The organism is Streptomyces sp. NPDC127092 (assembly GCF_042722475.1).
Taxonomy (GTDB): domain Bacteria; phylum Actinomycetota; class Actinomycetes; order Streptomycetales; family Streptomycetaceae; genus Streptomyces.
The window spans coordinates 158,050-182,312 of record NZ_JBHXFE010000006.1 but is presented as its reverse complement, the minus strand read 5'-3'; the positions used below and the strand labels follow the sequence as shown (position 1 = coordinate 182,312).

Here is a 24,263-nt window from a genome sequence, read left to right as displayed (position 1 = left end):
GGTGCCGGACTCCGATCAGCTCACCAGCCGGTCCCCCGCCCCGCACGGCGACGGCAACCGAACGGACGACGGCGCCCTCGCGCGATGCGGGGGCGCCGTCGTCCGCTGCGTGGCCGGGCCGGGTTCACGCGGCCACGAGCTCACCCGGTCACGGGTCGATGTGGATCTGGCAGGTGTAGTCGCCCGGCGGCAGGCCGTTGACGTTCAGGACGGCCGGGTCCGAGGGGCCGGTGCTGTTGCCGTTGCACGCGATCGTCGACTGGATCTCGCCGGATCCCTGGTCGTCCACCCGTACCAGGAGGTTGGCGAGCGGCGCGTTCGTGAAGGTGGCCGTCGCGCCCGCGGGGACGCTCGAACAGCTGGTGCCGGCGACCACGGTCGCCTGGACGTTCGTCTGGGTCGCGGCGCCGTACCCGGCGGGAGGCGTCGTCTCGTTGACCGTGTAGGTGCCGGGTTCGAGACCCGAGATGCACACCTCGCCGACGGTCGGGTCCTCGTCGGGAGCCGCCATGGTCGTGTCGTCGGTGACGCTGGTGTTGAAGCCGCCCGGGCCGCTCACCGAGAACACCGCGCCGGCGTTGTTGACGAGCCCGCCCTTGGTGCCGTTCTTCACGATCTTCAGCGCCCCGGGCCGCGGGAGCTCGCCGAGGCAGAACGCGACGTGGCTGAGGCCGAAGAACCGGTTGCCGTTCGGGCCCGCGCCGAGCGGGGAGTGAAGGCCGGTGTCGTCCGTGTTGCCGGCGGTCCGGTAGTCGTAGAAGTTGGCGTTGGGACCGCCCTTGACGATGACCCCGAGTGCGGTGAAGTCGCCGTCGAGGTTGAAGTCGAACACCTGACCCTGACTGGTGTTCCGGACGTCGATGTCGAGGTTCCCGCTCAGCCCGGCGGGGGCGGGCGGGGTCAGCGGGGAGAGGTTGACGTTCGTCCCGTCCACCACGGGCTCGTACCGGAACTCGAACGACCCGGGCACGAGCTCCTCGCAGTCCGGGTTGCCCGACACCTGCTGGGGCTGCTCGCCGTCCCCGCTCGGAGGTCCCGGGACCAGCGACTGAGCTGCGGTCGCCAGGCCGGACAGGGGGAGGGCCAGAGCCGTGGCCATGCCGAGAGCGATGAGCGAGGCCCTGCGCATCGTCCTTCTCGGCCGTCTCGCGGTTGTCGTCAGGAAGCTTTTTCCACCTTTCGGTGCCAGACCCCGGCCATCTTGTCGGTCGCGGGGTCCCAGCCGTCGACGAGTATTCGCACGAAAAGGGACGAAAAGTCCGCGCCACACCCTCCCCGTTCCGCCGTGAACGCCGAAAGACGAGAGAAACCCCTCCGATGGCGGGCGCACCGGAGGGGCCTTCTTCGTACTGGTCGGAAAAGTCGGCGGGCCGAGCAGGAGCGGCCGGCTACCTCCCCAGCCGGTAGCGGATCTGCTTCACCAGTTCCTTCAGGTCCGGTGCCCGCAGCAGGCTGTAGTGGTCCGCGGCCAGCTCCACCACCGTCGGCGGGCGGGTCGACCAGCCGGTCGTGCGCTCCAGGAAGGAGTAGTCGTCGCCCTGCGCCTTGAAGATCGTGACCGGGCAGGACACCTGGCGTTCCGTCAGCTCCTGGAAGGTGTAGGTGAAGTCGAAGGTCTTCTCGACGATCGCGATGATCCGGGCGACCAGGTCCGGGTCCAGCGCCGGGAAGCGCTCCGTCACGTACCTCGCGAACGACTCCGCGTCCGTCGCCGGGACGTCCTCCAGGGCGCCCGCGAAGACCGAGTACAGGATCTGCGTGAAGGCCGGGTTGTCGTAGGCCGCGCCGCCGGCCGCCGACTCCGCCCGCACCTTCGGCGAGCCCGGCGCGATCAGGAACAGGTGCTCCACCTGCTCCCCCGCCGCCTCCAGCAGGTGTGCCGACTCGAAGGCGACGCGGGCGCCGAAGGAGTAGCCCCACAGCGTGTACGGGCCGACGGGCTGGCGCCTGCGGATCGCCTCGACGTCGGCGGCGGCCATCTCGCGGATGGTGTCGTACGGGGTCTCGCCGCGGTTGATGCCGTGCGCCTGGACGCCGTAGAACGGGCGGTCCACGCCCGCCTCCTCCGCCAGGAAGCGGAGGTTCATGGTGTAGCCGCCGAGGCCCGGCCAGCAGTAGACCGGCGAGCGGTCGCCGCGCGCGTGCAGCCGGACCAGGCGCGAGGCGGGCGTCGCGGCCGCGCCGTCCACGCGGTGGGCCAGCTTCTCGATCGTCGGCGCCTCGAAGAGGACCTGGAGCGGCAGGCGCGCGTCGGGGAACTCGCGGTTGATCCTCGTGATGAGCGAGACCGCGATGAGCGAGTTGCCGCCGGACTCGAAGAAGTCGTCCTGGACGGAGACCGCCTCGACCTCCTCGTACCGGAGGGCCGCCGCCCAGATCTCCGCCAGCCGCCGCTCGGTGGCCGTGCGGGGCAGGACGTGGGGGCGGCCGTGCAGGCCGGCGTTGACGACGGCGAGCCCGGCGAGCGCCTTGGTGTCGACCTTGCCGTTGGCCGACAGCGGCAGCCGGTCGAGGACCACGACCCGGTTGGGGATCATGTAGTCGGGCAGGTGGTGGACGAGGTCGTCGCGGATCATCTCCGCGGGGCCCTTCATGTGCACGGTGTCCTCGTACATGCCCTCGCTGAGCCGCTGCTCCTCGCTCACCCGGCCGCCGACGAAGAAGTACGAGGGGCCCGTCGGCCGCCCGGCCCCGGTCAGGATCTCGTCCATGCGGCGCGCGGCCGGCAGCGGGTTGCCCGACATGGAGCTGTAGCCGGAGGACATGAACCCGAGGCCGTGGCAGCCGAGTTGGAGGCGCTGCAGGGCGCGTCCCAGGTCGACGTACGCGCGCCAGGGCTCGGTCGTGCGGCTGATCGCCGTGATGCCGAGCGAGGCCCGCTCGTACACCGCCTGGTTGATGGCGATCACGTGCTTCTTCTCGACCAGGGCGTCCGACACGCGGACCAACTCGCCGCCCCGGTAGGCGTACTGCCCGGCCGGCAGGTCGGCGATCCGGCCCGGATGGGCCTGGACGTAGAACTCGACCTCCGGGTCCGTCACCGACCCCTCGTCGTACGGGACGACCTCGAACCACCCGGGATCCACCGGGCGGATGTCCAGGCCCAGGCCCGGCAGGACCTCCTCGAACAGGCCGACCATGTGGCCGGTCTCGATCTCCAGGACCTCGCGGATGTTGTTCTTGTAGACCGGCTCGATCGCCTCCCACTTGCCCCGGAAGGTGACGCGGACGCACGGCTCCCCCTCGGGCGTCCCCGCCTCCATCAGGTGCAGCTGGTGGTGCACCGGGTGGTAGTAGTACGTGCCGGGCTCCAGGCCCGCGATGCCGCGCAGCTCCACGTACAGCTGGGTCGCGTAGAGCGCGCCCGGCGAGGCGTAGCCGTACTTCGGGAGCAGGCGCTCCTCGCTGAGGAACTGGCCGAACCAGCGCAGGATCTCCCCCAGGTCGCCGGCGGTCAGGCTGCCGATCGCGCGGGAGCCGATGGCCTCGGGGCGTCGGGACAGGGCGGCCAGGACGTCGGCGCGGGTCACCGGGCCGCCGTCGTAGAAACGGTAGGTCTTGCGGGCGAAGACGGTGCGGCGCATCTGCTCGGTGGGCGTGCGGCCGGGCAGCTCGACGACGGGCCGGCCGGCCAGCTCGGCGGCGTCGAGGGTGCCCGCGTCGGACAGCTGGGCCTTGACCTGGAGCTTGGACTCCTTGGACTGGTGGTGGGCGCCGTGGTTGCCCTGGTCCATCAGGGCGGCTTCCTTCGGGGACAGCTCGACGCAGGCGACCAGGTTCTGGAAGCCGGTGCGCGGCTCGTCCTTGACGATGACGGCGGCGTTCTTGACCCAGTCGTGGTTCTCGATGGCGAGCGCGATCTCGTCCAGCTCGACGCGGAAGCCGCGCAGCTTGATCTGGTTGTCCGCCCGGCCCCCGAAGTGCACGGTGCCGTCCTCGTCGATCGTGGCCAGGTCCCCGGTGCGGTAGAGGCGTTCGCCGGTCTCGGAGACCACGAACTTCTCGGCCGTGAGCTCGGGTCGGTCCAGGTACCCCCGCGCGACCTGGACGCCGCCGACGCACAGTTCTCCGTCGCGTATGTGGAAGGTGGTGTCGTACGCGGGTCTGCCGATGGGTATCGCGGGCGGGCCGTCGGCGACGCGGGCCCGGTCGACGGTGTGCGAGGAGGCGTTGATGGTGCACTCGGTGGGGCCGTACAGGTTGACGAGCTCCGCCCCGGGCAGCTCGGCGAGGAGCCGGCCGGCCAGGTTGCGGGAGAGGATCTCGCCGCCCGAGTAGACCCGGCGCAGGCTGGTGCAGGTGCCGAGGCGCTCGGTGTCGACGAGGGCCTGGAGCAGCGTCGGCACGCACTGGAGCATGGTGGCGCCGTGCCGCCGCACGGTGTCGATCAGGCCCTCGGGATCGCGGTACACGCCGGGCGGGCCCATGGCGACGCGGGCGCCGACGGCCGGGGCGAGGATCTCCCACTGGGCGGCGTCGAAGCTCATCGGCGTCTTCTGGACGACGGTCTCGCCGGGGCCGAGCCGGTGCTCGCCGGCCATCCAGCGCATCTGGGCGACGATCGAGCGGTGCTCGACCATCACGCCCTTGGGCCGGCCGGTGGAGCCGGAGGTGTAGATGACGTACGCCAGCTGTTCCGGGCTCGGCTCGGGTTCGGTGATCGGCCGCTGGTCGCCTCCGGTGCGCCAGGCGTGCTGCACGGCGTCCTTGAGGGTGACGACGGTGGTGCCGGGCGGGGCGAGCTCGGTGACGCGGTCGCGGAAGCGTTCCTGGGTGAAGACGAGCCGGGCGCCGCTGTCCTCGATCATGTAGCGCAGCCGCTCCTCGGGGTACTCCGGGGAGAGCGGCACGTACGCGCCTCCGGACAGCACCACGCCCCACGTGCCGATCACCAGTTCGAGTGCGGGTTCGACGTGGACGCCGACACGGTCGTCGGCGCTGACGCCGAGGGTGCGGAGGTACGCGGCGAGGACGGCGGCGCCCTCGTGGAGCTCGCGGAAGGAGAGGGTGTCGTCCTCGAAGACGACGGCCGTGTCGTCGGGCCGCGCTTCTGCCTGGGCGCGGAGGAGCCGGTCGAGCGTGGGCATGGGAGTCCTCTTCGTGGGTGAAAGGGGCGGGCCCCGGTCCTCGGGGACCGGGGCCCGCCGCCCTCAGCGGTAGATGAGCAGTTCCTGCTCCGTCGCACCCGTCAGCTCGTAGCGGGTGCGGACCAGGGGGCGGCCCGCGTAGATGCGGATCAGGGTGGCCGCGTCGCCGTGGAAGCGGGCCGGGGCCCGGCCCTCGATCTCGTTGCCGAGATCGACCTCGCGGGCCCGGTCCGCGAGGACGCCGACCAGGCGCGGGGTCTCCCGCCTGCGGCTGGTGACGGAGAGCAGCGGCAGGGCCAGGTCCAGGGCCTCGCCGCAGTACGCGCCGGGCTCGCCGAAGGCCTCGCGCACGTCTCCGGCGTGCACCCACTCGCCGAGCGCGACCGCGTCGAGCCGGCCGTCCTCGTGGCCGGCGATGACCGGCCCGGCCTCGGTGAAGCCGCGCTCCAGCTCGTCCAGGACCCGGCCGAGTGGCCAGTCCTCGCGTTCGGCCACGTCACAGGCGTTGGCCTCGGGCAGGAACACGCCCTCCTCCAGCCGGCCCTCGACGATCCGCACGAGCGCCGCGCCGCAGTGGGCGATCACCTGCCGGACCGTCCAGCCGGGGCACGCGGTGCGGAGCTCGTACGCCTCCTCGGGCATGCGCCGCAGCAGCGGCATCAGCAGGTCCCGCTCCGTCTTCAGGAGCCGGTCCGGGAGCCAGGGGTCACGTACGTCGACGGTCGCTTCCGTGTCGGTGTCGTCGGTACACATGCGGCCTCAGTAGCGGTAGTGGTCCGGCTTGTACGGGCCCTCCACCGGGACCCCAATGTAGGCGGCCTGCTCGGGGCGGAGGGTCGTCAGCTTGACGCCGAGGGCGTCGAGGTGGAGGCGGGCGACCTTCTCGTCCAGGTGCTTGGGCAGCGTGTACACGCCGACCGGGTACTCGGCGGTCTTCGTGAACAGCTCGATCTGGGCCAGGGTCTGGTCCGCGAAGGAGTTCGACATCACGAAGGAGGGGTGGCCGGTCGCGTTGCCCAGGTTCAGCAGGCGGCCCTCGGACAGCACGATGACGACCTTGCCGTCCGGGAAGGTCCAGGTGTGGACCTGCGGCTTGACCTCGTCCTTGACGATCCCGGGGATCTTCGCCAGGCCGGCCATGTCGATCTCGTTGTCGAAGTGACCGATGTTGCCCACGATCGCCTGGTGCTTCATGCGGGCGATGTCGGACGCCATGATGATGTCCTTGTTGCCCGTGGTGGTGATGAAGATGTCGGCGGTCTCGACGACGTCCTCCAGGGTGGCGACCTGGTAGCCGTCCATGGCGGCCTGGAGCGCGCAGATCGGGTCGATCTCGGTGACGATGACGCGGGCGCCCTGGCCGCGCAGCGATTCCGCCGAGCCCTTGCCGACGTCGCCGTAGCCGCAGACCACTGCCGTCTTGCCGCCGATGAGGACGTCGGTGGCGCGGTTGATGCCGTCGATCAGCGAGTGGCGGCAGCCGTACTTGTTGTCGAACTTCGACTTCGTCACGGCGTCGTTCACGTTGATCGCCGGGAACAGCAAGGCGCCGTCGCGGTGCATCTCGTAGAGGCGGTGGACGCCGGTGGTGGTCTCCTCGGTGACGCCCTTGATGCCGGCCGCCAGCGCGCCCCAGTCCAGTGTGCTGTTCTGCAACAGGGCGCGGACGACGGCCAGTTCCTCGTTCTCGGCCTCCGGCAGCCTGCCGGTCTTCTGGTACTCCACACCCTTGTGGACGAGGAGCGTGGCGTCACCGCCGTCGTCGAGGATCATGTTCGGGCCGAGGGACGAGGACCGACCATCAGACGCAGCGGGGCCTTCGCCGCCGGGCCAGGTCAGGGCCTGCTCCGTGCACCACCAGTACTCCTCCAGGGTCTCGCCCTTCCAGGCGAAGACCGGGATGCCGGCCGCCGCGATCGCCGCGGCGGCGTGGTCCTGGGTCGAGTAGATGTTGCAGGAGACCCAGCGGACCTGGGCGCCGAGGGCCACCAGGGTCTCGATGAGGACGGCGGTCTGCACGGTCATGTGCAGCGAGCCGGTGATCCGGGCGCCGGCCAGCGGCTGTGCCTCCGCGTACTCCTCGCGGATCGCCATCAGGCCGGGCATCTCGTGCTCGGCGAGGGTGATCTCCTTGCGGCCGAACTCCGCGAGACCGATGTCGGCGACCTTGAAGTCGGTGAATCCGGGGTCCGTGAACTCAGACACGTGCGAGGCTCCTTGAGGCTTGGATCGATCGGTGGATTTCGAGTGCGGCCGTCGACTTGTTGAGCGTGATGTAGTGCAGTCCCGGCGCCCCCTCGGCGAGCAGCCGCTCGCCCATCGCGGTCGCGTGCTCGACGCCGATCCGGTACGCGGCGGCCGGGTCGTCCTTCGCCGCCTCCAGACGGTGCGCCAGGTCCTCGGGGAAGGCCGCGTCCGACAGTTCGGCGAAGCGGCGGATCTGGCGGACGTCGGTGGCGGGCATGATCTCCGGGATGACCGGGGTGTCGCAGCCGGCCGCGGCGAGCCGGTCGCGCAGCCGCAGGTAGTCCTCCGGGTCGAAGAACATCTGGGTGATGGCGTAGTCGGCGCCCGCCCGGCACTTGGCGACGAAGTGCGCGAGGTCGCTGCCCGGGTCCACCGAGCGCGGGTGGCCCTCCGGGAACGCGGCCACGCCGATCCGGAAGTCGCCCAGCGACCGTACGAGCTCGACGAGTTCGTACGCGTACGTGAAGCCTTCCGGGTGCGGCCTCCAGGCGCCGCGCGGATCGCCCGGAGGGTCGCCGCGCAGGACCAGGACGTCCCTCACGCCGGCGTCCGCGTACGCGCCGATGATCGCGCGCAGCTCGGCGACCGAGTGGCCGACGGCGGTCAGGTGCGCCACCGGCCGCAGCGTCGTCTCCGTGACGATCCGCTTCGTCACGTCGATCGTCCGGTCGCGGGACGAGCCGCCCGCGCCGTACGTCACGGAGACGAAGTCCGGGGACAGCGCCTCCACACGCCGGATGGCGTCCCACAGGGTCCGCTCGCCCTTGTCGGTCTTCGGCGGGAAGAACTCGAAGGAGAAGGTGGGGGATTCTTGGGCTTCGGGGCTCACAGGCGTCGGCCTCCCGCGTTGAAGTAGGTCGCTTCGGGGTGGTGGACGACGAAGGCGTCGGTGGACTGCTCGGGGTGCAGCTGGTACTCCTCCGACAGCTCCACGCCGATCCGCCCGGGATCGAGCAGGGCGGCGATCTTGGCCCGGTCCTCCAGGTCGGGGCAGGCGGGGTAGCCGAGGGAGTAGCGGCAGCCCTGGTACTCGGTGCGGAACATGCCGGCCATGGAGGCCGGGTCGGCACCGCCGATGCCCCACTCCGCGCGGACGCGGGAGTGCCAGTACTCGGCCAGGGCCTCGGCCAGCTGCACGGACAGGCCGTGGAGTTCGAGGTAGTCGCGGTAGGAGTCGGCGGCGAACAGCTTCGCCGTCTCCTCGCCGATCCTCGAGCCGACGGTGACGACCTGGAGCGCGACCACGTCGACCTCGCCGGAGTCCTCGGCGCGGAAGTAGTCGGCCAGGCACAGGCGGCGGCCCCGCTGCTGGCGCGGGAAGGAGAAGCGGGTCCGCTCTCCTCCGTCCTCGTCCAGCAGGATCAGGTCCTCGCCCTTGGACACGCACGGGAAGTAGCCGTAGACCACGGCCGCCTCCAGCAGCTGCCTGGTCTGGAGCCGGTCCAGCCAGCCCCGCAGCCGCGGCCGGCCCTCCGACTCGATCGTCTCCCGGTCCTTCAGCCCCCACTGCCCCTTGAACAGCGCGCCCTCGTCCAGCCAGCCCGCGTACTCCGCCAGCTGGATGCCCTTGACGACCCTCGTCCCGAGGAAGGGGGGCTCGGGTACGGGATGGTCGGCGGCCACGTCGGAACGGCCGGCCGGCTCGGGCTCCCGCACCTCGTCGAGGAGCGGGCCCGGGGTGTCCCGCCTGGGCACGCGCCGCTGCTTGAGCTCGGGCAGGGTCGCGCCCGGCACTCCGCGCTTGACCGCCATGAGGGCGTCCATCAGACGCAGGCCCTCGAAGGCGTCGCGGGCGTAGCGGACCTCGCCGTCGTACAGCTCGTGCAGGTCCTGCTCGACGTACGCCCTGGTCAGCGCCGCGCCACCCAGGATCACCGGATACCTGCCGGCCAGACCGCGGCCGTTCAGCTCCTCCAGGTTCTCCTTCATGATCACCGTGGACTTCACCAGCAGCCCTGACATCCCGATCACGTCCGCCCGGTGCTCCTCGGCGGCCTCCAGGATCGCCGACACCGGCTGCTTGATGCCGATGTTGACAACGGTGTAGCCGTTGTTGGACAGGATGATGTCGACGAGGTTCTTGCCGATGTCGTGGACATCGCCGCGGACGGTCGCGAGGACGATCGTGCCCTTCCCCTCGGCGTCCGACTTCTCCATGTGCGGCTCCAGATACGCCACCGCGGTCTTCATCACTTCGGCGGACTGGAGCACGAACGGCAGCTGCATCTGCCCCGAGCCGAACAGCTCGCCGACCGTCTTCATCCCGTCGAGCAGGACCTCGTTGACGATCTCCAGGGCCGGACGCTCCCCGAGCGCCGCGTCCAGGTCGGCCTCCAGGCCGTTCTTCTCGCCGTCGACGATCCGCCGCCTGAGCCGTTCGTCCAGCGGGAGCGCCAGCAGCTCCTCGGCCTTGCCGGCCTTCAGGGACTTCGCCGTCGCGCCCTCGAAGAGTTCGAGGAGGCGCTGCAAGGGGTCGTAGCCGTCCCGGCGCCGGTCGTAGATGAGATCCAGCGCGACCTCGACCTGCTCCGGCTCCAGTCGCGCGATCGGCAGGATCTTCGACGCGTGGACGATCGCCGAGTCCAGGCCCGCCTTCACGCACTCGTCGAGGAAGACGGAGTTCAGGACGATCCGGGCGGCCGGGTTGAGGCCGAAGGAGATGTTGGACAGGCCCAGGGTCGTCTGCACGTCCGGGTGGCGCCGCTTCAGCTCGCGGATCGCCTCGATCGTGGCGATGCCGTCGCCCCGCGACTCCTCCTGACCGGTGCAGATGGTGAAGGTCAGGGTGTCGATGAGGATATCCGACTCGCGGATCCCCCAGTTCCCCGTGAGGTCGGCGATCAGCCGCTCGGCGATCTCGACCTTCTTCTCCGCCGTCCGCGCCTGCCCCTCCTCGTCGATCGTCAGCGCCATCAGCGCCGCGCCGTGCTCCCGCGCCAGCGCCGTGACCTGCGCGAACCGCGACTCGGGCCCGTCGCCGTCCTCGTAGTTCACCGAGTTGAGCACCGCACGGCCGCCCAGCTTCTCCAGACCGGCGCGCAGGACGCCGACCTCGGTGGAGTCCAGGACGATCGGCAGCGTGGAGGCCGTCGCGAAGCGGCCGGCGAGCTCCGCCATGTCGGCGGCGCCGTCCCGGCCCACGTAGTCCACGCACAGGTCGAGCATGTGCGCGCCCTCGCGGATCTGGTCGCGGGCCATCTCGACGCAGTCGTCCCAGCGGCCCTCCAGCATCGCCTCGCGGAACTTCTTCGAGCCGTTGGCGTTGGTCCGCTCGCCGATGGCGAGGTACGAGGTGTCCTGGCGGAACGGCACGTGGCTGTAGAGGGACGCGGCGCCCGGCTCCGCCTCCGGCGTCCGGGCCGGGACGGCCGCGCCGCGCACCCGGTCCACGATCTCCCGCAGGTGCTCGGGCGTCGTGCCGCAGCAGCCGCCGACCAGGGCGGGGCCGTAGTCCCGTACGAACGCCTCCTGGGCGTCCGCCAGCTCGGCCGGCGTCAGCGGGTAGTGCGCGCCGTCCGAGGTGAGCACCGGCAGGCCCGCGTTGGGCATGACGGAGACGGGGATGTGGGCGTGCCGGGACAGATGGCGCAGGTGCTCGGCCATCTCGGCCGGGCCGGTCGCGCAGTTCAGGCCGATCATGTCGATGCCGAGCGGTTCCAGGGCGGTCAGCGCCGCCCCGATCTCCGAGCCGAGCAGCATCGTGCCGGTCGTCTCGACCGTCACCTGCACGATCAGCGGCAGGTCGAGCCCGAGGCGGTCCAGGGCGCGGCGGGCGCCGATGACGGCCGCCTTCGTCTGGAGCAGGTCCTGCGAGGTCTCGACGAGCAGGGCGTCGGCGCCGCCGGCGGCCAGGCCCTCGGCGTTGCGCTGGTAGGCGTCGCGCAGCGGCTCGTACGTGACGTGCCCGAGGGTGGGGAGCTTGGTGCCGGGGCCCATGGAGCCGAGCACCCAGCGGGGCCGGCCGTCGGTGGCGGTGTGGGCGTCGGCGACGCCGCGGGCGATGCGGGCGCCGGCCTCGGACAGTTCGTGGACGCGGTCCTCGATGCCGTACTCGGCGAGGGCCGCCAGGTTCGCGCCGAAGGTGTTGGTCTCCACGCAGTCGACGCCGACGGAGAAGTAGGCGTCGTGCACGGAGGCGACGATGTCGGGCCGGGTGAGATTGAGGATCTCGTTGCAGCCCTCCAGGTTCCGGAAGTCGTCCATCGTCGGGTCGGCGGCCTGGAGCATGGTGCCCATCGCCCCGTCGGCCACCACGACCCGGGTGGCGAACTCCTCGCGCAGGGACCTCCGTACCGTGCTCACGTCAGCCCCCTCAGATGGTTGAGCAGTTCGGCGGTGCAGCCCACGCCGTAGGTGGTCCTGATCCGGTCCAGGAGCGGGTCGCGGTGCAGCCGGTACTCCTGGGTGCCGACGTAGTCGAGGACGGTCGCGGCGACCGCGCAGCCCAGCTGGGCCGCGCACCGCTCGGGCACGCCCCACAGCGTTCCGGCGAGGAAGCCGGCCCGGAAGGCGTCGCCGACGCCGGTCGGGTCGACGACGCCGGCGACCGGTACCGCGGGCACGGCGAGCGGGGCGCGGCCCTCGCCGCGGATCCGTACGCCGGCCTCGCCGTGGGTGGTGATCCAGGTGCCGACGTGGCGCAGCACCTCCGCGTCGCTCCAGCCGGTCTTCTCCAGGAGCAGGGCGGTCTCGTACTCGTTGGTGAACAGGAAGCGGGCCCCGTCCACCAGCTCCCGCACCTGCCGGCCGTCGAGCCGCGCGAGCTGCTGCGACGGGTCGGCGGCGAACGGCACCTGGAGCTCGCGGCAGGTGCGGGCGTGCCGCAGCATGGCCTCCGGGTCGTCCGGCGACACCAGGACGAGTTCCAGGCGTCCCGTCCGGGCGAGGACGTCCCGCAGGTCGATCTCCCGGGCCTCCGCCATCGCCCCGGCGTAGAAGGTGGCGATCTGGTTCTGGGCCCGGTCGGTGGTACAGACGAAGCGGGCGGTGTGGAGCGACTCGCTGACGCGCACCGAGTCGGTGTCCACACCGTGGTCCTTCAGCCAGATCCGGTACGGCTCGAAGTCGGCGCCGACCGCGCCCACGAGGACGGGGCGCAGGCCGAGCACGCCGAGTCCGAAGGCGATGTTCGCTGCCACTCCGCCCCGCCTGACCTCCAGGTTGTCGGCGAGGAACGACAGGGAGACCTTGTCGAGCCGGTCGGCGATCAGTTGTTCGCTGAACCAGCCGGGGAAGGTCATCAGATGGTCGGTCGCGATGGATCCGGTGACAGCGATGCGCATGTCGACTCCCTCAGCTCCTTCAGATCCTCGGATCCCTCAGAGGCCCGCGGCCGTCTTGAGGGCGTCGACCCGGTCGGTCCGCTCCCAGGTGAACTCCGGCAGTTCGCGGCCGAAGTGCCCGTACGCCGCCGTGGCCGCGTAGATCGGACGCTTCAGGTCCAGGTCGCGGATGATCGCGGCCGGCCGCAGGTCGAAGACCTGGCTGACGGCTTCCTGGATCCTCTCGTCGGGCAGGGTGCCGGTGCCGAAGGTCTCCACGAACAGGCCGACGGGCTCGGCCTTGCCGATCGCGTACGCGACCTGCACCTCGCAGCGCCTGGCCAGCCCGGCGGCGACGACGTTCTTGGCGACCCAGCGCATCGCGTAGGCGGCCGAACGGTCCACCTTCGACGGGTCCTTGCCGGAGAAGGCGCCGCCGCCGTGGCGGGCCATGCCGCCGTACGTGTCGATGATGATCTTGCGGCCGGTGAGGCCGGCGTCGCCCATCGGGCCGCCGATCTCGAAGCGCCCGGTCGGGTTCACCAGGAGCCGGTAGCCGTCGGACTCCAGGTTCACGCCCTCCTCGACGAGCTCCTTGAGGACGTGCTCGACGACGTGCTCGCGGACGTCCGGGGCGAGCAGGCCCTCGACGGAGATGTCGGCGGCGTGCTGCGAGGACACCACGACCGTGTCGAGGCGGACCGGCCGGTCGCCGTCGTACTCGATGGTGACCTGGGTCTTGCCGTCGGGCCGCAGGTACGGGACGGTGCCGTTCTTGCGGACCTCGGTGAGCCGCCGCGACAGCCGGTGGGCCAGCGCGATCGGCAGCGGCATCAGCTCGGCGGTGTCGTCGCAGGCGTAGCCGAACATCAGGCCCTGGTCGCCGGCGCCCTGCCGGTCCAGCTCGTCCTCCGCGCCCTCGACCCGGGACTCGTGAGCGGTGTCGACGCCCTGCGCGATGTCCGGCGACTGCGCGCCGATGGACACCGACACGCCGCAGGAGGCGCCGTCGAAGCCCTTCGCGGAGGAGTCGTAGCCGATGTCGAGCACCGCGTCGCGCACCAGCTGCGCGATCGGCGCGTACGCGGCGGTGGTGACCTCGCCGGCGATGTGGACCTGGCCGGTGGTGATCAGGGTCTCCACGGCGACGCGGGACGACGGGTCCTGGGCGAGGAGCGCGTCGAGGATCGTGTCGCTGATCCGGTCGGCGATCTTGTCGGGGTGGCCCTCGGTGACGGACTCCGAGGTGAACAGGCGGCGGCTCATGCCTGGACCTCCGCCGGGGCCTTGGCGAAGAAGGACTGCTCGATGGCGGCGAGGGTGCGGATGGAGTCGACCTCCAGGGTCTCCATCTGGATGGCGGTGCCGCTCTCCTGCTCCAGCAGGAAGACGAACTCGACGAAGGACAGCGAGTCGATGAGCCGGTTCTCGATCAGGTCGAGGTCGGAGGCGATGTCCTCGCGCTCCGGGTGACGCTCGAGGATCCAGTTCTTCACCGTCTGCAGGCCGTCGGCCATGATTGCTCTCCTTTAGCTGCTGCTCGATGAGCTGCTGGGTACGTAAGGGGTGGGGGCGATGATCGGCGCGGCGACCGCGACCGCGTAGTCCACGTCGTGGCTGATGGACACGGTGATCTCGGAGATGCCGGACTCCTGGGCCATCCCGGCCGCGGGTCCGCGCAGCTCCACCAGCGGCCAGCCGCCTTCGGAGCGCCGTACGACGATGTCCGTCCAGGGCAGGAACCTGCCGCGGACGCGCAGCGTCTTGAAGGCCGCTTCCTTGGCCGCGATCCGGCCGCAGAGGCTCAGGATGTCGAGCCCGGCGGCGGTGCGGCAGTCGGCGAGTTCGCCGGGGGTGAGCATCCGCTCGAAGAACTTCTCCCCGTACTGCGCGAGAAGCCTGCGGACACGGTTGACGGACACGATGTCCATGCCGAGGTTCGCCCAGCCCAGGCCGCCCGCCGGCGGGGCGACGGGACGGGCCGGCACGTCAGATCACCGGCCCGGCCGCGAGGCTCGCGTCGGCCCGCAGTCGGGCGTCGGCGTCGAGGACCGCCTGGGTGGCGGACTCCCAGTCGCCGTGCCGGCGGGTGAGCGCCGACAGCCAGCGTTCCAGGCCGAAGGCGACACAGCTGGTGAAGGCGGGGCCGCCGGTGGACTCCAGGGTGATGTCACAGCGGTCGCCGAAGAAGTTCCGGTGCGTGTTGACCGAGGCGATGGCCAGGTCCTCGTACAGGAACTCGTGCTTCACCGGCGTGAGCCGCTGGAGCAGGGCCTTCGAGCCGCCCTTGTCGAAGAACGGGTCGCAGGCGGCCTCCTTGCGCAGCGGCAGGTCGAGTGCCGTGGCGAAGGCGTGGATGCGGGCGGTGAAGTCCGCGAGGTGGTTCTCGGCGTGCTCGCGCGAGCCGACGGCGACGATCTCCCGCATGCGGAAGCCGAGTTGCCGTCGCATCCCCTCGTAGTGCGTCTCCTTGCGGAAGCACCAGGAGCAGATGGTCACCAGGTGGTCGTCGGCGACCTGGGTGCCCTGGTGGGTGAGGTAGACGGCGTAGCAGGACGCCGAGGGCAGTCCGAGCGCGGCCGGTTCGAGCGCGGCGGTCGGAAAGCAGCCGGTGTCGGTGGAGAAGGGCTCGGTCGCGCGGCGCTCCAGGTCGAGCGGGGCGGCGACGACGGCCTGGTGGGGGAAGTTGTCGTAGTAGTCGAGCCGGGCCAGGTCGGCGGCCGGGAGCAGCGGGGGCATGGTCATCGGGCGGGCGCCCGCGGCCACTCCCCAGCCCTCGAAGGTGTCGTCGAGGAGCCGCAGCAGGCGGGTCCCCTCCGGGCCGAGCGTGGGCAGGCCCCTGGTCGCCCCGACGTTCTGCTCGGGGGTCGTCATGGTCATGATCGGTGCACCTCTCGGTGGGAGGTTCCTGGGGACTCAGACGACGGGCAGGCTGTCGTCGGAGAAGATCCCGGTCCTGAGGAAGAAGGCGAGCGGCTTGCGGATCGCCTTGCGCTCGTGGGGGCGGCGGCGTTCGTCGGCGACGAGGGCGTTGCGCAGGGCCAGCGGGTCGGGGATGCCGGCGTCGCGGTACACGTGGGGGTTGTAGAGCGAGTTGACGCTGTAGACGACGTAGCGCTTGAGGTACGCCTCGACCTCGCGGACCCGCTCGGCGCTGACCGCCTGGCACATCCGCTGGTGGAGGAGCGAGACCAGTTCGCGGCCGAAGGCGATGTGGCGGGACTCGTCCTGGTGGTGGATCCGGTTGACCTCGCGGATGGTGTGGCACAGGGAGTCGTCCTTGGCCATCCGGGAGTTGTAGTGGTCGACCAGCTCCTCGAAGAACAGGATGCGGGTGAAGACGAGGAAGTTCTCGACCTCGGGCTCCCAGGCGGCGTCGGCGCGCATCGCGGTGGAGCCGTAGATCTTGTTGCCGTAGCGCCGGCAGAACTCGGAGAAGAACCACATGTGTTCGTTCTCCTCGCCGATGAAGTGGTGGAAGAAGTCCGAGGGGACCTCGAAGCCCGGCATGTGGATGCGGCCGACGACCTCGATGAGGAGCTCGCGGATGCCGTGCACGTTGAGGCTGTAGAAGTTGATCGACTCCCACTTCGACAGGCGCTGAAGCGTTTCCTCGCCGAGGGTGTCGAAGTGCTCGGTGCCGTAGACGGTGAGCAGCTCCGGCGTCATCCAGTACCGGTTCTCCTCCAGGCTCTCGGGCCACTGGAAGGTCTGGTACGGGTTGTAGTAGTCCTCGACGGAGCGCTCGCTGAGGCGCGAGAGCACCTCCATGAACCGGTCGGTGACGGGCAGCGGGGCGGTGACGCCCATGGTGTGACTCCTCGGGGTCGCTGGAGGTGGTTACGGCCGGACTTCGTAGACCGCGTTGACCGGGGTCTCGGTGGCGCGCCGCCAGCGGGTGAAGCCGGCCTCCTCGGCGATGGCGCGGAAGGCCTTCTCGCCGGAGTGGTTGCCGAGGGCGTGCGGGCCGCGCTGGGCGACGGCGACGGGCAGGCACATCACGGCGGACAGCGCCATGAACATGCGGGCGGCCGGGGTCTGGGTGTCGATGTCGGCGGGCGACACGTTCGACTCGACGAGCATCCAGGTGCCGTCGGCGTCGAGCGACTTGTGGACGTGCTGGGCGGCGGCGACCGGGTCGCCCATGTCGTGCAGGGCGTTGAAGAAGCACACCAGGTCGTAGCCGGAGCCCGGGTAGTCGTCTGCGGACGCCACGTCGAAGACCACCCGGTCGGACAGGCCGGCCTCCTCGGCGAGCTGGCGCGCGATGGAGATGGCCTCCTCGGAGTAGTCGAAGCCGTGGACGGTGGCGTTCGGGAAGGCCTTGGCGATGAGCAGCGTGGTGTGGCCGACGCCGCAGCCGACGTCGGCGACGGTGCCGCCCGCTGCCAGCTTGTCGGTGACCTCGTGCAGGGCGGGCAGCCAGTCCGGGACGAGCTTGTGCTCGTACGTCGGCTGGAAGAAGGAGCCCATGCCGGTGTCGAGGGCCGCGTCGTGCTCGGCCCAGCCGACGCCGTCACCGGTGCGGTACGCCTCGACGAGCAGGTCCTCGGTGGCGTACAGCGCCTTCAGGGCGGTGAAGAAGCCGGCGGCGAAGGTGACGGCCGTCGGGTCGGCGAGCACGGCGACGTGGTCGGCGGGCAGCGTGTACGTGAGGGAGCTCGGGTGCCGCTCGACGTATCCGGCGGACAACTGGGCGTGCAGCCACTCCTCGATGTACCGCTCGTTGGTGCCGGTCTTCTCGGCGAGCTGGCCGGCGGTCAGCGGGCCGTGGTCGGCGAGGGCCCGGTAGAGGCCGAGGCGCTCGCCGAGGGCGACGGTCAGTCCGCGCACGGCGGCGCCGGCGTCGGTGATGACCTTCTGGTGGAAGTCGTGGGCGCTCATGCGGCCTTCTCCTCCTTGTACGTCGGCAGATCACAGGTGAACAGGAAGGAGCGGGGCACGCCCGGGACGGAGCGGGCCGGGACCGGGTACGGCCAGCGGTCGAAGTGGGCGCCGGGCTCACCGGGCTGCCTGACCTCGCGCACGGCCCAGCCGCAGTCGTCGAGCAGCGCCTCGGGCTCCTCGGTGCCGAAGAGCCACGGGTTGCCGTCCTCCTCCAGCGCCTTGAGGAAGCCGCGGGCGAGCGGGTTCACCAGGGCGGCCTTGGAGATGACGTCGCCGAGCAGCACGGAGCCGGGCGCCGCGTGCGCGGAGAGCGTCGAGATGAGGGTCCGTACGGCCTGCTCGGGCAGGAAGAACAGCAGGCCCTCGACCACCCACAGGACGGGCTCGTCGCTCTTCCATCCCGCCTCCTTGAGGGGGCCGGTCCAGTCCTGGGTGAGGTCGACCGGGACGGTGATCCGGGTGCGGCCGGCCGGCTGCGGCTCGTCGGCGAGCATCGCGGCCTTGGCCTCCAGGAGCGCCGGGCGGTCGAGCTCGTAGACGGTGACGCCGTCGGGCCAGGGCAGCCGGAAGAAGCGGGTGTCCATGCCGGCGGCGAGGAAGACGACCTGCCGGATGCCGCGCTCCTCCACCGCCTTGACGATGGCGCGGTCGAGGTAGGTGGTGCGGATGGCGAGGAACGGGACGGTGCCGCCGCCGGCGTAGCGCTCGAGCAGTTCGAAGCCGATCTGGTCGGCGACGGTGCGCGCGTAGGGATCGGCGAACAGCCGGTCCTCGCGCTCGGTCTCCAGGGCACGCGCGGCGGCGGTCCACTGGGCGGTGCGGGATACGGCCTCCACGGGAGGTCCCCCTTCACTGGTGGATTCGCAGGTGGTTGAGAGAGGTTCGGACGGCCGTGTTCGGCGGGAGCACTACGCGCTCCGGCGGGAGCGCTACGCGCTCATGGCGGCTGCGGGCTCGCTCTTCCTCGCTCGGGTGCAGCACCCGGCGGGATCCTCGGCGGCGGGCATCGACGACAGATGTCCGGCCTCGGATCCGGCGGGACGGCGCCGGAAGATGCTGTGCAGGACCATGCTGAACACGGCCGTCCCGTCGGCGGCCACCAGCGTGCAGCGCGGCTTGACGGTGCCGCTGGTGGGGTTGAACGGCGACGGCGTGGCGCCGAGGATCTCCACGCGCGCCGTGAGGACGTCCCCGGGACGGACGGGACGCAGGTAGCGGACCTCGTCGATGCCGGGCGAGCCGAGACAGGCGCTGTAGGCGAGCAGCCCGTCGACGTAGCGGCGCATGAACATCGACTGGGTGTGGAAGCCGCTGGCGATCAGTCCGCCGAACGGCGAGTCCTTGGCGAGCTCGGGGTCCGTGTGGAAGGGCTGCGGGTCGAAGCGCTTTCCGAACTCCAGCACCTCCTCCGCCGTGACGGTGACGGTGCCCAGCTCGTGGACGTCGCCGGGCCGGAAGTCCTCGAAGTAGCGCATCGCGCGCCCCCCTTGACCTAGGAGTTGTCGTTCCCTGGCATCTCCTAATTTACGAATCGACCATTTATTTTGTCAACCCAAAAGAAGGCCGGAACCCGAAGGAACGACCGTCAGCCGGCGGCCTGTTCGAGGGCCTGCTCGATGTCGTCCCACAGGTCCTCCACGGCCTCGATCCCGACCGACATCCGCACCAGGCCCGGCGCTATCCCGGCGGCGGCCAGGGCGTCGGCGTCCAGCTCGCGGTGCGAGGTGGACGCGGGGTGGGTGACCAGGGACTCCACGCCGCCGAGCGAGAGCGCGAGCCGGGCGACCCGTACCCGCTCGATGAAGGCCCGGCCGGCCTCCCGGCCGCCCGCGAGCTCGAACGAGAGCAGCCCGCCGCCACCGGACAGCACCTTGCGGGCCGTCTCGTACGAGGGATGGCCGGGAAGCGACGGGTGGTGGACCGCCGTGACGTCGCCCCGGGCAGCGCCCCTGTCCGCGAGCCGCTGGGCGAGCACCGCGGCGTTCAGGCAGTGCTCGCGCATCCGCAGCGGCAGCGTGGCGATCCCGCGCAGGGTCAGCCAGGCCGCGAACGGGTCGGCGCAGGCGCCGAGTTCGACGGTGCGCGGCCACACCGCCCGGCGCAGCGCGTCGTCGGCGAAGACGGCGGCGCCGCCGAGCACGTCGGAGTGGCCGGCCAGGTACTTGGTGGTGGAGTGCACGACGACGTCCGCGCCCAGCTCGACGGGCCGGCACAGCACCGGCGAGGCGAGCGAGTTGTCGACGACGCTCGTGACGCCGAGGAAGCGGGCCGCGGCGAGGAGTCCGGGCAGGTCGGGCACCTGGCCGGTGGGGTTGGCGATCGTCTCCAGGACGAGCAGCCGGGTGGCCGGATGCCGGGCGGCCCGCTCGAACTCCTCCACGTCGTCGCCTGACACGTACGTGACGTGGACGCCGTAGCGGGCGGCGAGGTCCGAGAGGACGGCGTACGTCCCGCCGTACAGGCAGCGCTGCGCCACCACCCGGTCGCCCGGCTTCAGGAGCGCGAGCAGCACACCGCTGATCGCCCCCATCCCGGACGCGAAGGCGATGGCTCCGGCGCCGCCTTCGAGCCCGGCGAGCGTCCGCTCCAGGGCCCGTACGGTGGGGTTGCCGCGCCGGCTGTACACGTACTGCCCGTCGGGCCCGGCCATGGCCTCCGCGAGCGCGTCGGCGGAGGAGAAGGCGAAGGCGGAGGACTGGACGAGCGGCACGGAGAGCGGGTGACCGCCGCCGGGCGCCGGCGGGTCGGACACGTGGACGGCACGGGTGCTGAGCTCCATGGCTTTTCCTTCCGGGATACGGGAAAGGGGCCGCCCGGCGTCCGGCGGAGGCGGACGTCGGGCGGCCCCTTGAGGGACGGACGGGACTGCGTCAGACGGAGACCTTGTCGCCCTGCTCCTGCGGGGCGGGCGCCGGAGCCCCGGCGGCGAGGGCCTTGTCGGACTTCATCACCAGGAGGGTGACGACACCGCCGACCGCGGCGATGACCGCGGCGCCGATGAAGGCGGCGGAGAAGCCGTCGGTCAGCTTCGGCAGGTTGCCGAGCTGGTCGGCGCCCTGCGACATGGCGACCGCGGTGAGGGCGGCGAGGCCGAGCGCGGAACCGACGTTGTAGGTGGTGTTGACGATGCCGGAGGCGAGACCGGCCTGCTCCTGCGGGGCGCCGGACATCGCGGCGATCATGGCCGGGATGTAGGCGAGGGACATGCCGAGCGCGGCGACCAGCGAGGCCGGCAGGACGTCGACGAGGAAGGTGCCGGTGGGCTCGACGGCGGCCAGCCAGACCAGTCCGGCGGCGAGGAGCAGCAGTCCGACGCCGATGAGCGGCTTGGCGCCGACCTTGGCCATGAGCCGGGCGGTGATGGCCGTCATGAAGATCATGAGGAGCACGGTCATCGGGAGCAGCGCGGCACCGGAGGCGAAGGCGCCGTAGCCGAGGACCTGCTGGAGGTAGAGGTTGAGGAAGTACCACATCGGGATCCAGGCGGCGCCGAGCAGCGTCATCGCCAGGTTGGCGGAGCCGAGACGCGGGACCCGCCACACGCTGAGCGGCATGAGCGGCTCGCGGACGGCCTTCTGGATCACGAAGAAGAGGACGATGAGGGCGGCGGCGCCGGCCAGCTCCAGGATGGTGGCGGTGGCGCCCCAGCCGACCTCGGGGGCGCGGACGACCGCGAAGACGCCGAGGGCGAGACCGGCGGTGACGGCGACGGCGCCGAGGACGTCGACGGAGCCGCGGCGGGACTCGACGTCCGGGAGGAGCTTGGTCGCGGCGAGGGTGGCCAGACCGATCGGGACGTAGATGATGAAGCACCACTGCCAGGCGGCCCACTCGGTGAACACGCCGCCGAGGAAGACGCCGGCGGTGCCGCCGGCCGGGGCGGCGGCACCGTAGAGCGCCATCGCCTTGCCCAGCTCACGCGGGTCGTGCATGAAGAGCATCATCAGCAGGGTCATGGCGGACGGCGCGATGAGCGCACCGCCGACACCCTGGACGGCGCGGCCGGCGATCTCCACCCAGGCGGTCTGCGCGGCCGCGGCGAGGACGGAGCCGGCGATCATGATCGCCCAGCCGGACACGAAGATCTTCCGGGCTCCGATCAGGTCGGAGAGGCGGCCGCCGAGGAGCAGCAGTCCGCCGAAGACGATCACGTAGGCGTTGAAGACCCACTGCAGCTCGCCCTGGGAGAAGCCCAGGTCCGCCTGCATCTTCGGGAGTGCGACGCCGATGATCGAGGTGTCCATGATGACCATGAACTGCGCGGCGGCGAGCACGGCAAGTGCCCACCAGCGCCGGGGGTTGACGGTTGACATTGCCCTGACCCTTCACTCGCGGTGACATACCCCTGGGGGGTACCTGCGGGAGCACCGTAGCATACCCATGGGGGGTATGTAAGAGTGAGATGAGGGCCGGATGGAGCACGCGCTTCCGGGGGCCGGGGCCGGGCCCGGGGCGGCAGAATGCGACCCATGACCGCCCCGATGAAGGCAGCCCAGGAACAGGAACTCCTCCAGCGCTGGACCGCGACCCTGCTCGCCGCGCGGGCCGGGCGCGAGGGCCCGGACCCGCTCCCGTACGGCCGGAACCTGCTGTCCCGCTGGACGGAGCCGCAGCGCCGCTACCACACCGCCCACCACCTGCGGGCGGTCCTCGACCGCATCGACGAGCTGTCCGAAAAGGGCGGCGAGGGCGGAGAGTTGGAGCTGGTACGGCTCGCCGCCTGGTTCCACGACGCGGTCTACCGCCCGGACCGCTCCGAGAACGAGGAACGTTCGGCGGCCCTGGCCGAGAAGGCCCTGCACGAGGCGGGCCTGACCGCCCACGAGGTCGCCGAGGTCGCCCGCCTGGTCCGCCTCACCACCACCCACGACCCGGCCCCGGGCGACCTCAACGGCGAGACCCTGTGCGACGCCGACCTGGCGATCCTGGCGAGCGACCCGGATACCTACCGGGGGTACACCGCAGCCGTACGCGAGGAGTACGCCTTCGTCCCGGAGCCAGCGTTCCGCGAGGGCCGCGCGGCGATCCTGCGCCAACTCCTCGCCCTGCCCCGCCTGTTCCGCACGCCGTACGGAGCGGCGGCCTGGGAGGAGCAGGCACGGGAGAACCTGGAACGGGAACTGGCGGAGCTGGAGGCTCCCGCCCCGGACGCCCAGGCCTGACCCGGCCGACGCGGCCCTGCCCGACGGGCTGCCTCCACCGCTCCCGGTGATCGTCTCGCATCCCGAGACGTTCGCCGGGGGCGGAATGACAGGGGCGAAGATCCGGTTGGCCCTGTCATGCCGTCGACGAACTCCGAAGCCGCACCGCCGTCCTCCGACCAGGCCCCGCACGGGGCCTCCCGTATGCCGCTGGCCGTCTACATCCTCGGACTGTCCGTCTTCGCGCTCGGCACGAGCGAATTCATGCTGTCCGGGCTGCTGCCGCCCATCGCGGAGGACATGAACGTGTCCATCCCCCGCGCCGGGCTGCTCATCTCGGCCTTCGCCATCGGCATGGTCGTCGGAGCGCCGCTGCTCGCCGTCGCCACGCTGCGGCTGCCCCGTAAGACCACCCTCGTCGCGCTGATCAGCGTCTTCGGGCTCGGGCAGGTCGCCGGCGCGCTCGCGCCGAACTACGCGGTGCTCTTCGCCTCCCGCGTGGTGAGCGCGCTCGCCTGCGCCGGGTTCTGGGCCGTCGGCGCGGCCGTCGCCATCGCCATGGTGCCGGTCGGGGCCCGGGCGCGGGCCATGGCCGTCATGATCGGCGGACTCTCCATCGCCAACGTGCTCGGCGTGCCCGCCGGCGCCTTCCTCGGCGAGCACCTCGGCTGGCGCTCCGCCTTCTGGGCCGTCGGCGCGGCCTCCGCGATCGCCCTCGTCGGCGTCGTCACCCGCATCCCGCACATCCCCCTGCCCGAGACCAGGCCCCGCCTCAAGGGCGAACTGGTCATCTACCGCGACCGGCAGGTCCTGCTCTCCGTCCTGATCACCGCCCTCGCCGCCGGCGGCGTCTTCTGCGCCTTCTCCTACCTCGCCCCGCTGCTCACCGACGTCGCCGGCCTCGACGAGGGCTGGGTCTCCGCCGTCCTCGCGCTCTTCGGCATCGGCGCGCTCATCGGCACGTACATCGGCGGCCGCGTCGCCGACGCCCACCTCTTCGGCGTCCTCCTCAGCGGCATCACCGCCTCCACCGTCTTCCTGGTGGCCCTCGCCCTGCTCGCCTCCAGCCCGGTCGCGACGGTCACGCTGACCTTCCTGCTCGGCGTCTCCGCGTTCTACACGGCGCCCGCCCTCAACGCCCGCATGTTCAACGTCGCGGGCGCCGCCCCCACCCTCGCCGGCGCCACCACCACCGCCGCCTTCAACCTCGGCAACACCGGCGGCCCCTGGCTCGGCGGCACCGTCATCGACGCCGGCCTCGGCTTCGCCTCCCCCGCCTGGGCCGGCGCGGCCATGGCCCTCCTCGGCCTCGGCGCCGTCACGGTGTCGCTGCGGCTCGGCAGGTCCCGGTCGCGGGTGGTCATGGGAGTGTCGGCGGACGAGCCGGAACGGACCTCCGTCACACCCCGCTGACCTCGTCCCGTCGTGAACGGCAGGGTCGCGTTCTCCAACAAGTCGGGTTCGGTGGATCTGCTCGCCGACCTCGCCGGCTACTACACCTCGTAACGCGGCGGGGTCCCGCCCTGCGCCGGCCGTCCCCTCCGACGGCGCAACCCCAACCCCCTCAGGAGGCGGACAATCCCCCTCGAACCCACCCCAAACGCGCCCGCCACCACCACGAGGGCGGAGTGGGCGGAAGG

19 protein-coding genes are annotated in these 24,263 nt (G+C 71.4%); 2 read left to right on the top strand and 17 right to left on the bottom strand.

What is annotated here, in order from left to right; all coding sequences use genetic code 11:
• Positions 1–148 precede the first annotated feature (148 nt).
• The 17 genes from ACFWJO_RS07670 to ACFWJO_RS07590 form a co-directional block, all read right to left on the bottom strand.
• Positions 149–1,099 carry a prealbumin-like fold domain-containing protein gene (locus tag ACFWJO_RS07670; protein ID WP_386863889.1) on the bottom strand — a complete coding sequence of 317 codons (951 nt, stop codon included), beginning with the start codon at positions 1,097–1,099 and terminating at the stop codon, positions 149–151.
• A 289-nt stretch (positions 1,100–1,388) separates the two neighbouring features.
• Entirely contained in the window at positions 1,389–5,087 is a 3,699-nt protein-coding gene (locus tag ACFWJO_RS07665; RefSeq protein WP_386863888.1) for an amino acid adenylation domain-containing protein, read from the bottom strand.
• A 63-nt stretch (positions 5,088–5,150) separates the two neighbouring features.
• Complete coding sequence (locus ACFWJO_RS07660) at positions 5,151–5,840, bottom strand: maleylpyruvate isomerase family mycothiol-dependent enzyme (RefSeq protein ID WP_386863887.1); 690 nt, start codon at positions 5,838–5,840, stop codon at positions 5,151–5,153.
• Positions 5,841–5,846: 6 nt separating this feature from the next.
• Positions 5,847–7,292: an adenosylhomocysteinase gene (gene ahcY, locus ACFWJO_RS07655; protein ID WP_386863886.1), complete on the bottom strand. Its 1,446-nt coding sequence runs from the start codon at positions 7,290–7,292 to the stop codon at positions 5,847–5,849.
• Positions 7,285–8,163 carry a methylenetetrahydrofolate reductase [NAD(P)H] gene (metF, locus tag ACFWJO_RS07650; protein WP_386863885.1) on the bottom strand — a complete coding sequence of 293 codons (879 nt, stop codon included), beginning with the start codon at positions 8,161–8,163 and terminating at the stop codon, positions 7,285–7,287. The genes ahcY and metF overlap by 8 nt, the downstream gene beginning before the upstream one ends.
• Positions 8,160–11,636, bottom strand: a complete 3,477-nt coding sequence (gene metH, locus ACFWJO_RS07645; protein ID WP_386863884.1) for a methionine synthase — start codon at positions 11,634–11,636, stop codon at positions 8,160–8,162. Before metH ends, metF begins: the two co-directional genes overlap by 4 nt.
• Positions 11,633–12,616 (bottom strand): carbohydrate kinase family protein, encoded by a 984-nt coding sequence (locus ACFWJO_RS07640; RefSeq protein WP_386863883.1) that lies wholly within the window; start codon positions 12,614–12,616, stop codon positions 11,633–11,635. The genes metH and ACFWJO_RS07640 overlap by 4 nt, the downstream gene beginning before the upstream one ends.
• A gap of 36 nt (positions 12,617–12,652) precedes the next feature.
• Complete coding sequence (gene metK / locus ACFWJO_RS07635) at positions 12,653–13,861, bottom strand: methionine adenosyltransferase (RefSeq protein ID WP_386863882.1); 1,209 nt, start codon at positions 13,859–13,861, stop codon at positions 12,653–12,655.
• Positions 13,858–14,112, bottom strand: coding sequence for a phosphopantetheine-binding protein (locus ACFWJO_RS07630; protein WP_384410333.1), 255 nt, complete (start codon positions 14,110–14,112; stop codon positions 13,858–13,860). The genes metK and ACFWJO_RS07630 overlap by 4 nt, the downstream gene beginning before the upstream one ends.
• Before the next feature lie 12 nt (positions 14,113–14,124).
• Positions 14,125–14,583: a holo-ACP synthase gene (gene acpS, locus ACFWJO_RS07625; protein ID WP_384410330.1), complete on the bottom strand. Its 459-nt coding sequence runs from the start codon at positions 14,581–14,583 to the stop codon at positions 14,125–14,127.
• A gap of 1 nt (position 14,584) precedes the next feature.
• The gene (locus ACFWJO_RS07620; protein ID WP_385695481.1) at positions 14,585–15,475 is read right to left on the bottom strand and encodes a hypothetical protein; all 891 of its coding nucleotides are present in this window, start codon (positions 15,473–15,475) and stop codon (positions 14,585–14,587) included.
• A gap of 36 nt (positions 15,476–15,511) precedes the next feature.
• Complete coding sequence (locus ACFWJO_RS07615) at positions 15,512–16,405, bottom strand: diiron oxygenase (RefSeq protein WP_386863881.1); 894 nt, start codon at positions 16,403–16,405, stop codon at positions 15,512–15,514.
• A gap of 30 nt (positions 16,406–16,435) precedes the next feature.
• Positions 16,436–17,479 carry a class I SAM-dependent methyltransferase gene (locus tag ACFWJO_RS07610; protein ID WP_386863880.1) on the bottom strand — a complete coding sequence of 348 codons (1,044 nt, stop codon included), beginning with the start codon at positions 17,477–17,479 and terminating at the stop codon, positions 16,436–16,438.
• Positions 17,476–18,318, bottom strand: a complete 843-nt coding sequence (locus ACFWJO_RS07605; RefSeq protein ID WP_386863879.1) for a class I SAM-dependent methyltransferase — start codon at positions 18,316–18,318, stop codon at positions 17,476–17,478. Before ACFWJO_RS07605 ends, ACFWJO_RS07610 begins: the two co-directional genes overlap by 4 nt.
• Before the next feature lie 93 nt (positions 18,319–18,411).
• On the bottom strand, positions 18,412–18,957 hold the full coding sequence (locus tag ACFWJO_RS07600; RefSeq protein ID WP_386863878.1) for a MaoC family dehydratase: 546 nt from the start codon (positions 18,955–18,957) through the stop codon (positions 18,412–18,414).
• 110 nt (positions 18,958–19,067) lie between these two features.
• Positions 19,068–20,261, bottom strand: coding sequence for a trans-sulfuration enzyme family protein (locus ACFWJO_RS07595; protein ID WP_386863877.1), 1,194 nt, complete (start codon positions 20,259–20,261; stop codon positions 19,068–19,070).
• A 91-nt stretch (positions 20,262–20,352) separates the two neighbouring features.
• Complete coding sequence (locus ACFWJO_RS07590; RefSeq protein WP_386863876.1) at positions 20,353–21,795, bottom strand: MFS transporter; 1,443 nt, start codon at positions 21,793–21,795, stop codon at positions 20,353–20,355.
• A gap of 156 nt (positions 21,796–21,951) precedes the next feature.
• Between ACFWJO_RS07590 and ACFWJO_RS07585 the strand changes: the two genes are divergently transcribed.
• Together ACFWJO_RS07585 and ACFWJO_RS07580 are read left to right on the top strand one after the other, a co-directional pair.
• Positions 21,952–22,644, top strand: a complete 693-nt coding sequence (locus ACFWJO_RS07585) for a hypothetical protein (protein WP_386863875.1) — start codon at positions 21,952–21,954, stop codon at positions 22,642–22,644.
• Positions 22,645–22,827: 183 nt separating this feature from the next.
• Positions 22,828–24,036 carry a Cmx/CmrA family chloramphenicol efflux MFS transporter gene (locus ACFWJO_RS07580; RefSeq protein WP_386863932.1) on the top strand — a complete coding sequence of 403 codons (1,209 nt, stop codon included), beginning with the start codon at positions 22,828–22,830 and terminating at the stop codon, positions 24,034–24,036.
• The last annotated feature ends 227 nt before the right edge of the window (positions 24,037–24,263 follow it).

Coding starts and splice junctions, on each gene's coding strand:
- ACFWJO_RS07665 (WP_386863888.1), bottom strand. CDS start 5,087: ATGCCCACGCTCGACCGGCTCCTCCGCGCCCAGGCAGAAGCGCGGCCC.
- ACFWJO_RS07640 (WP_386863883.1), bottom strand. CDS start 12,616: ATGCGCATCGCTGTCACCGGATCCATCGCGACCGACCATCTGATGACC.
- ACFWJO_RS07660 (WP_386863887.1), bottom strand. CDS start 5,840: ATGTGTACCGACGACACCGACACGGAAGCGACCGTCGACGTACGTGAC.
- ACFWJO_RS07590 (WP_386863876.1), bottom strand. CDS start 21,795: ATGTCAACCGTCAACCCCCGGCGCTGGTGGGCACTTGCCGTGCTCGCC.
- ACFWJO_RS07600 (WP_386863878.1), bottom strand. CDS start 18,957: ATGCGCTACTTCGAGGACTTCCGGCCCGGCGACGTCCACGAGCTGGGC.
- ACFWJO_RS07620 (WP_385695481.1), bottom strand. CDS start 15,475: ATGACCATGACGACCCCCGAGCAGAACGTCGGGGCGACCAGGGGCCTG.
- ACFWJO_RS07670 (WP_386863889.1), bottom strand. CDS start 1,099: ATGGCCACGGCTCTGGCCCTCCCCCTGTCCGGCCTGGCGACCGCAGCT.
- ACFWJO_RS07585 (WP_386863875.1), top strand. CDS start 21,952: ATGACCGCCCCGATGAAGGCAGCCCAGGAACAGGAACTCCTCCAGCGC.
- ACFWJO_RS07610 (WP_386863880.1), bottom strand. CDS start 17,479: ATGAGCGCCCACGACTTCCACCAGAAGGTCATCACCGACGCCGGCGCC.
- metK (WP_386863882.1), bottom strand. CDS start 13,861: ATGAGCCGCCGCCTGTTCACCTCGGAGTCCGTCACCGAGGGCCACCCC.
- ACFWJO_RS07595 (WP_386863877.1), bottom strand. CDS start 20,261: ATGGAGCTCAGCACCCGTGCCGTCCACGTGTCCGACCCGCCGGCGCCC.
- ACFWJO_RS07630 (WP_384410333.1), bottom strand. CDS start 14,112: ATGGCCGACGGCCTGCAGACGGTGAAGAACTGGATCCTCGAGCGTCAC.
- ACFWJO_RS07580 (WP_386863932.1), top strand. CDS start 22,828: ATGCCGCTGGCCGTCTACATCCTCGGACTGTCCGTCTTCGCGCTCGGC.
- ACFWJO_RS07615 (WP_386863881.1), bottom strand. CDS start 16,405: ATGGGCGTCACCGCCCCGCTGCCCGTCACCGACCGGTTCATGGAGGTG.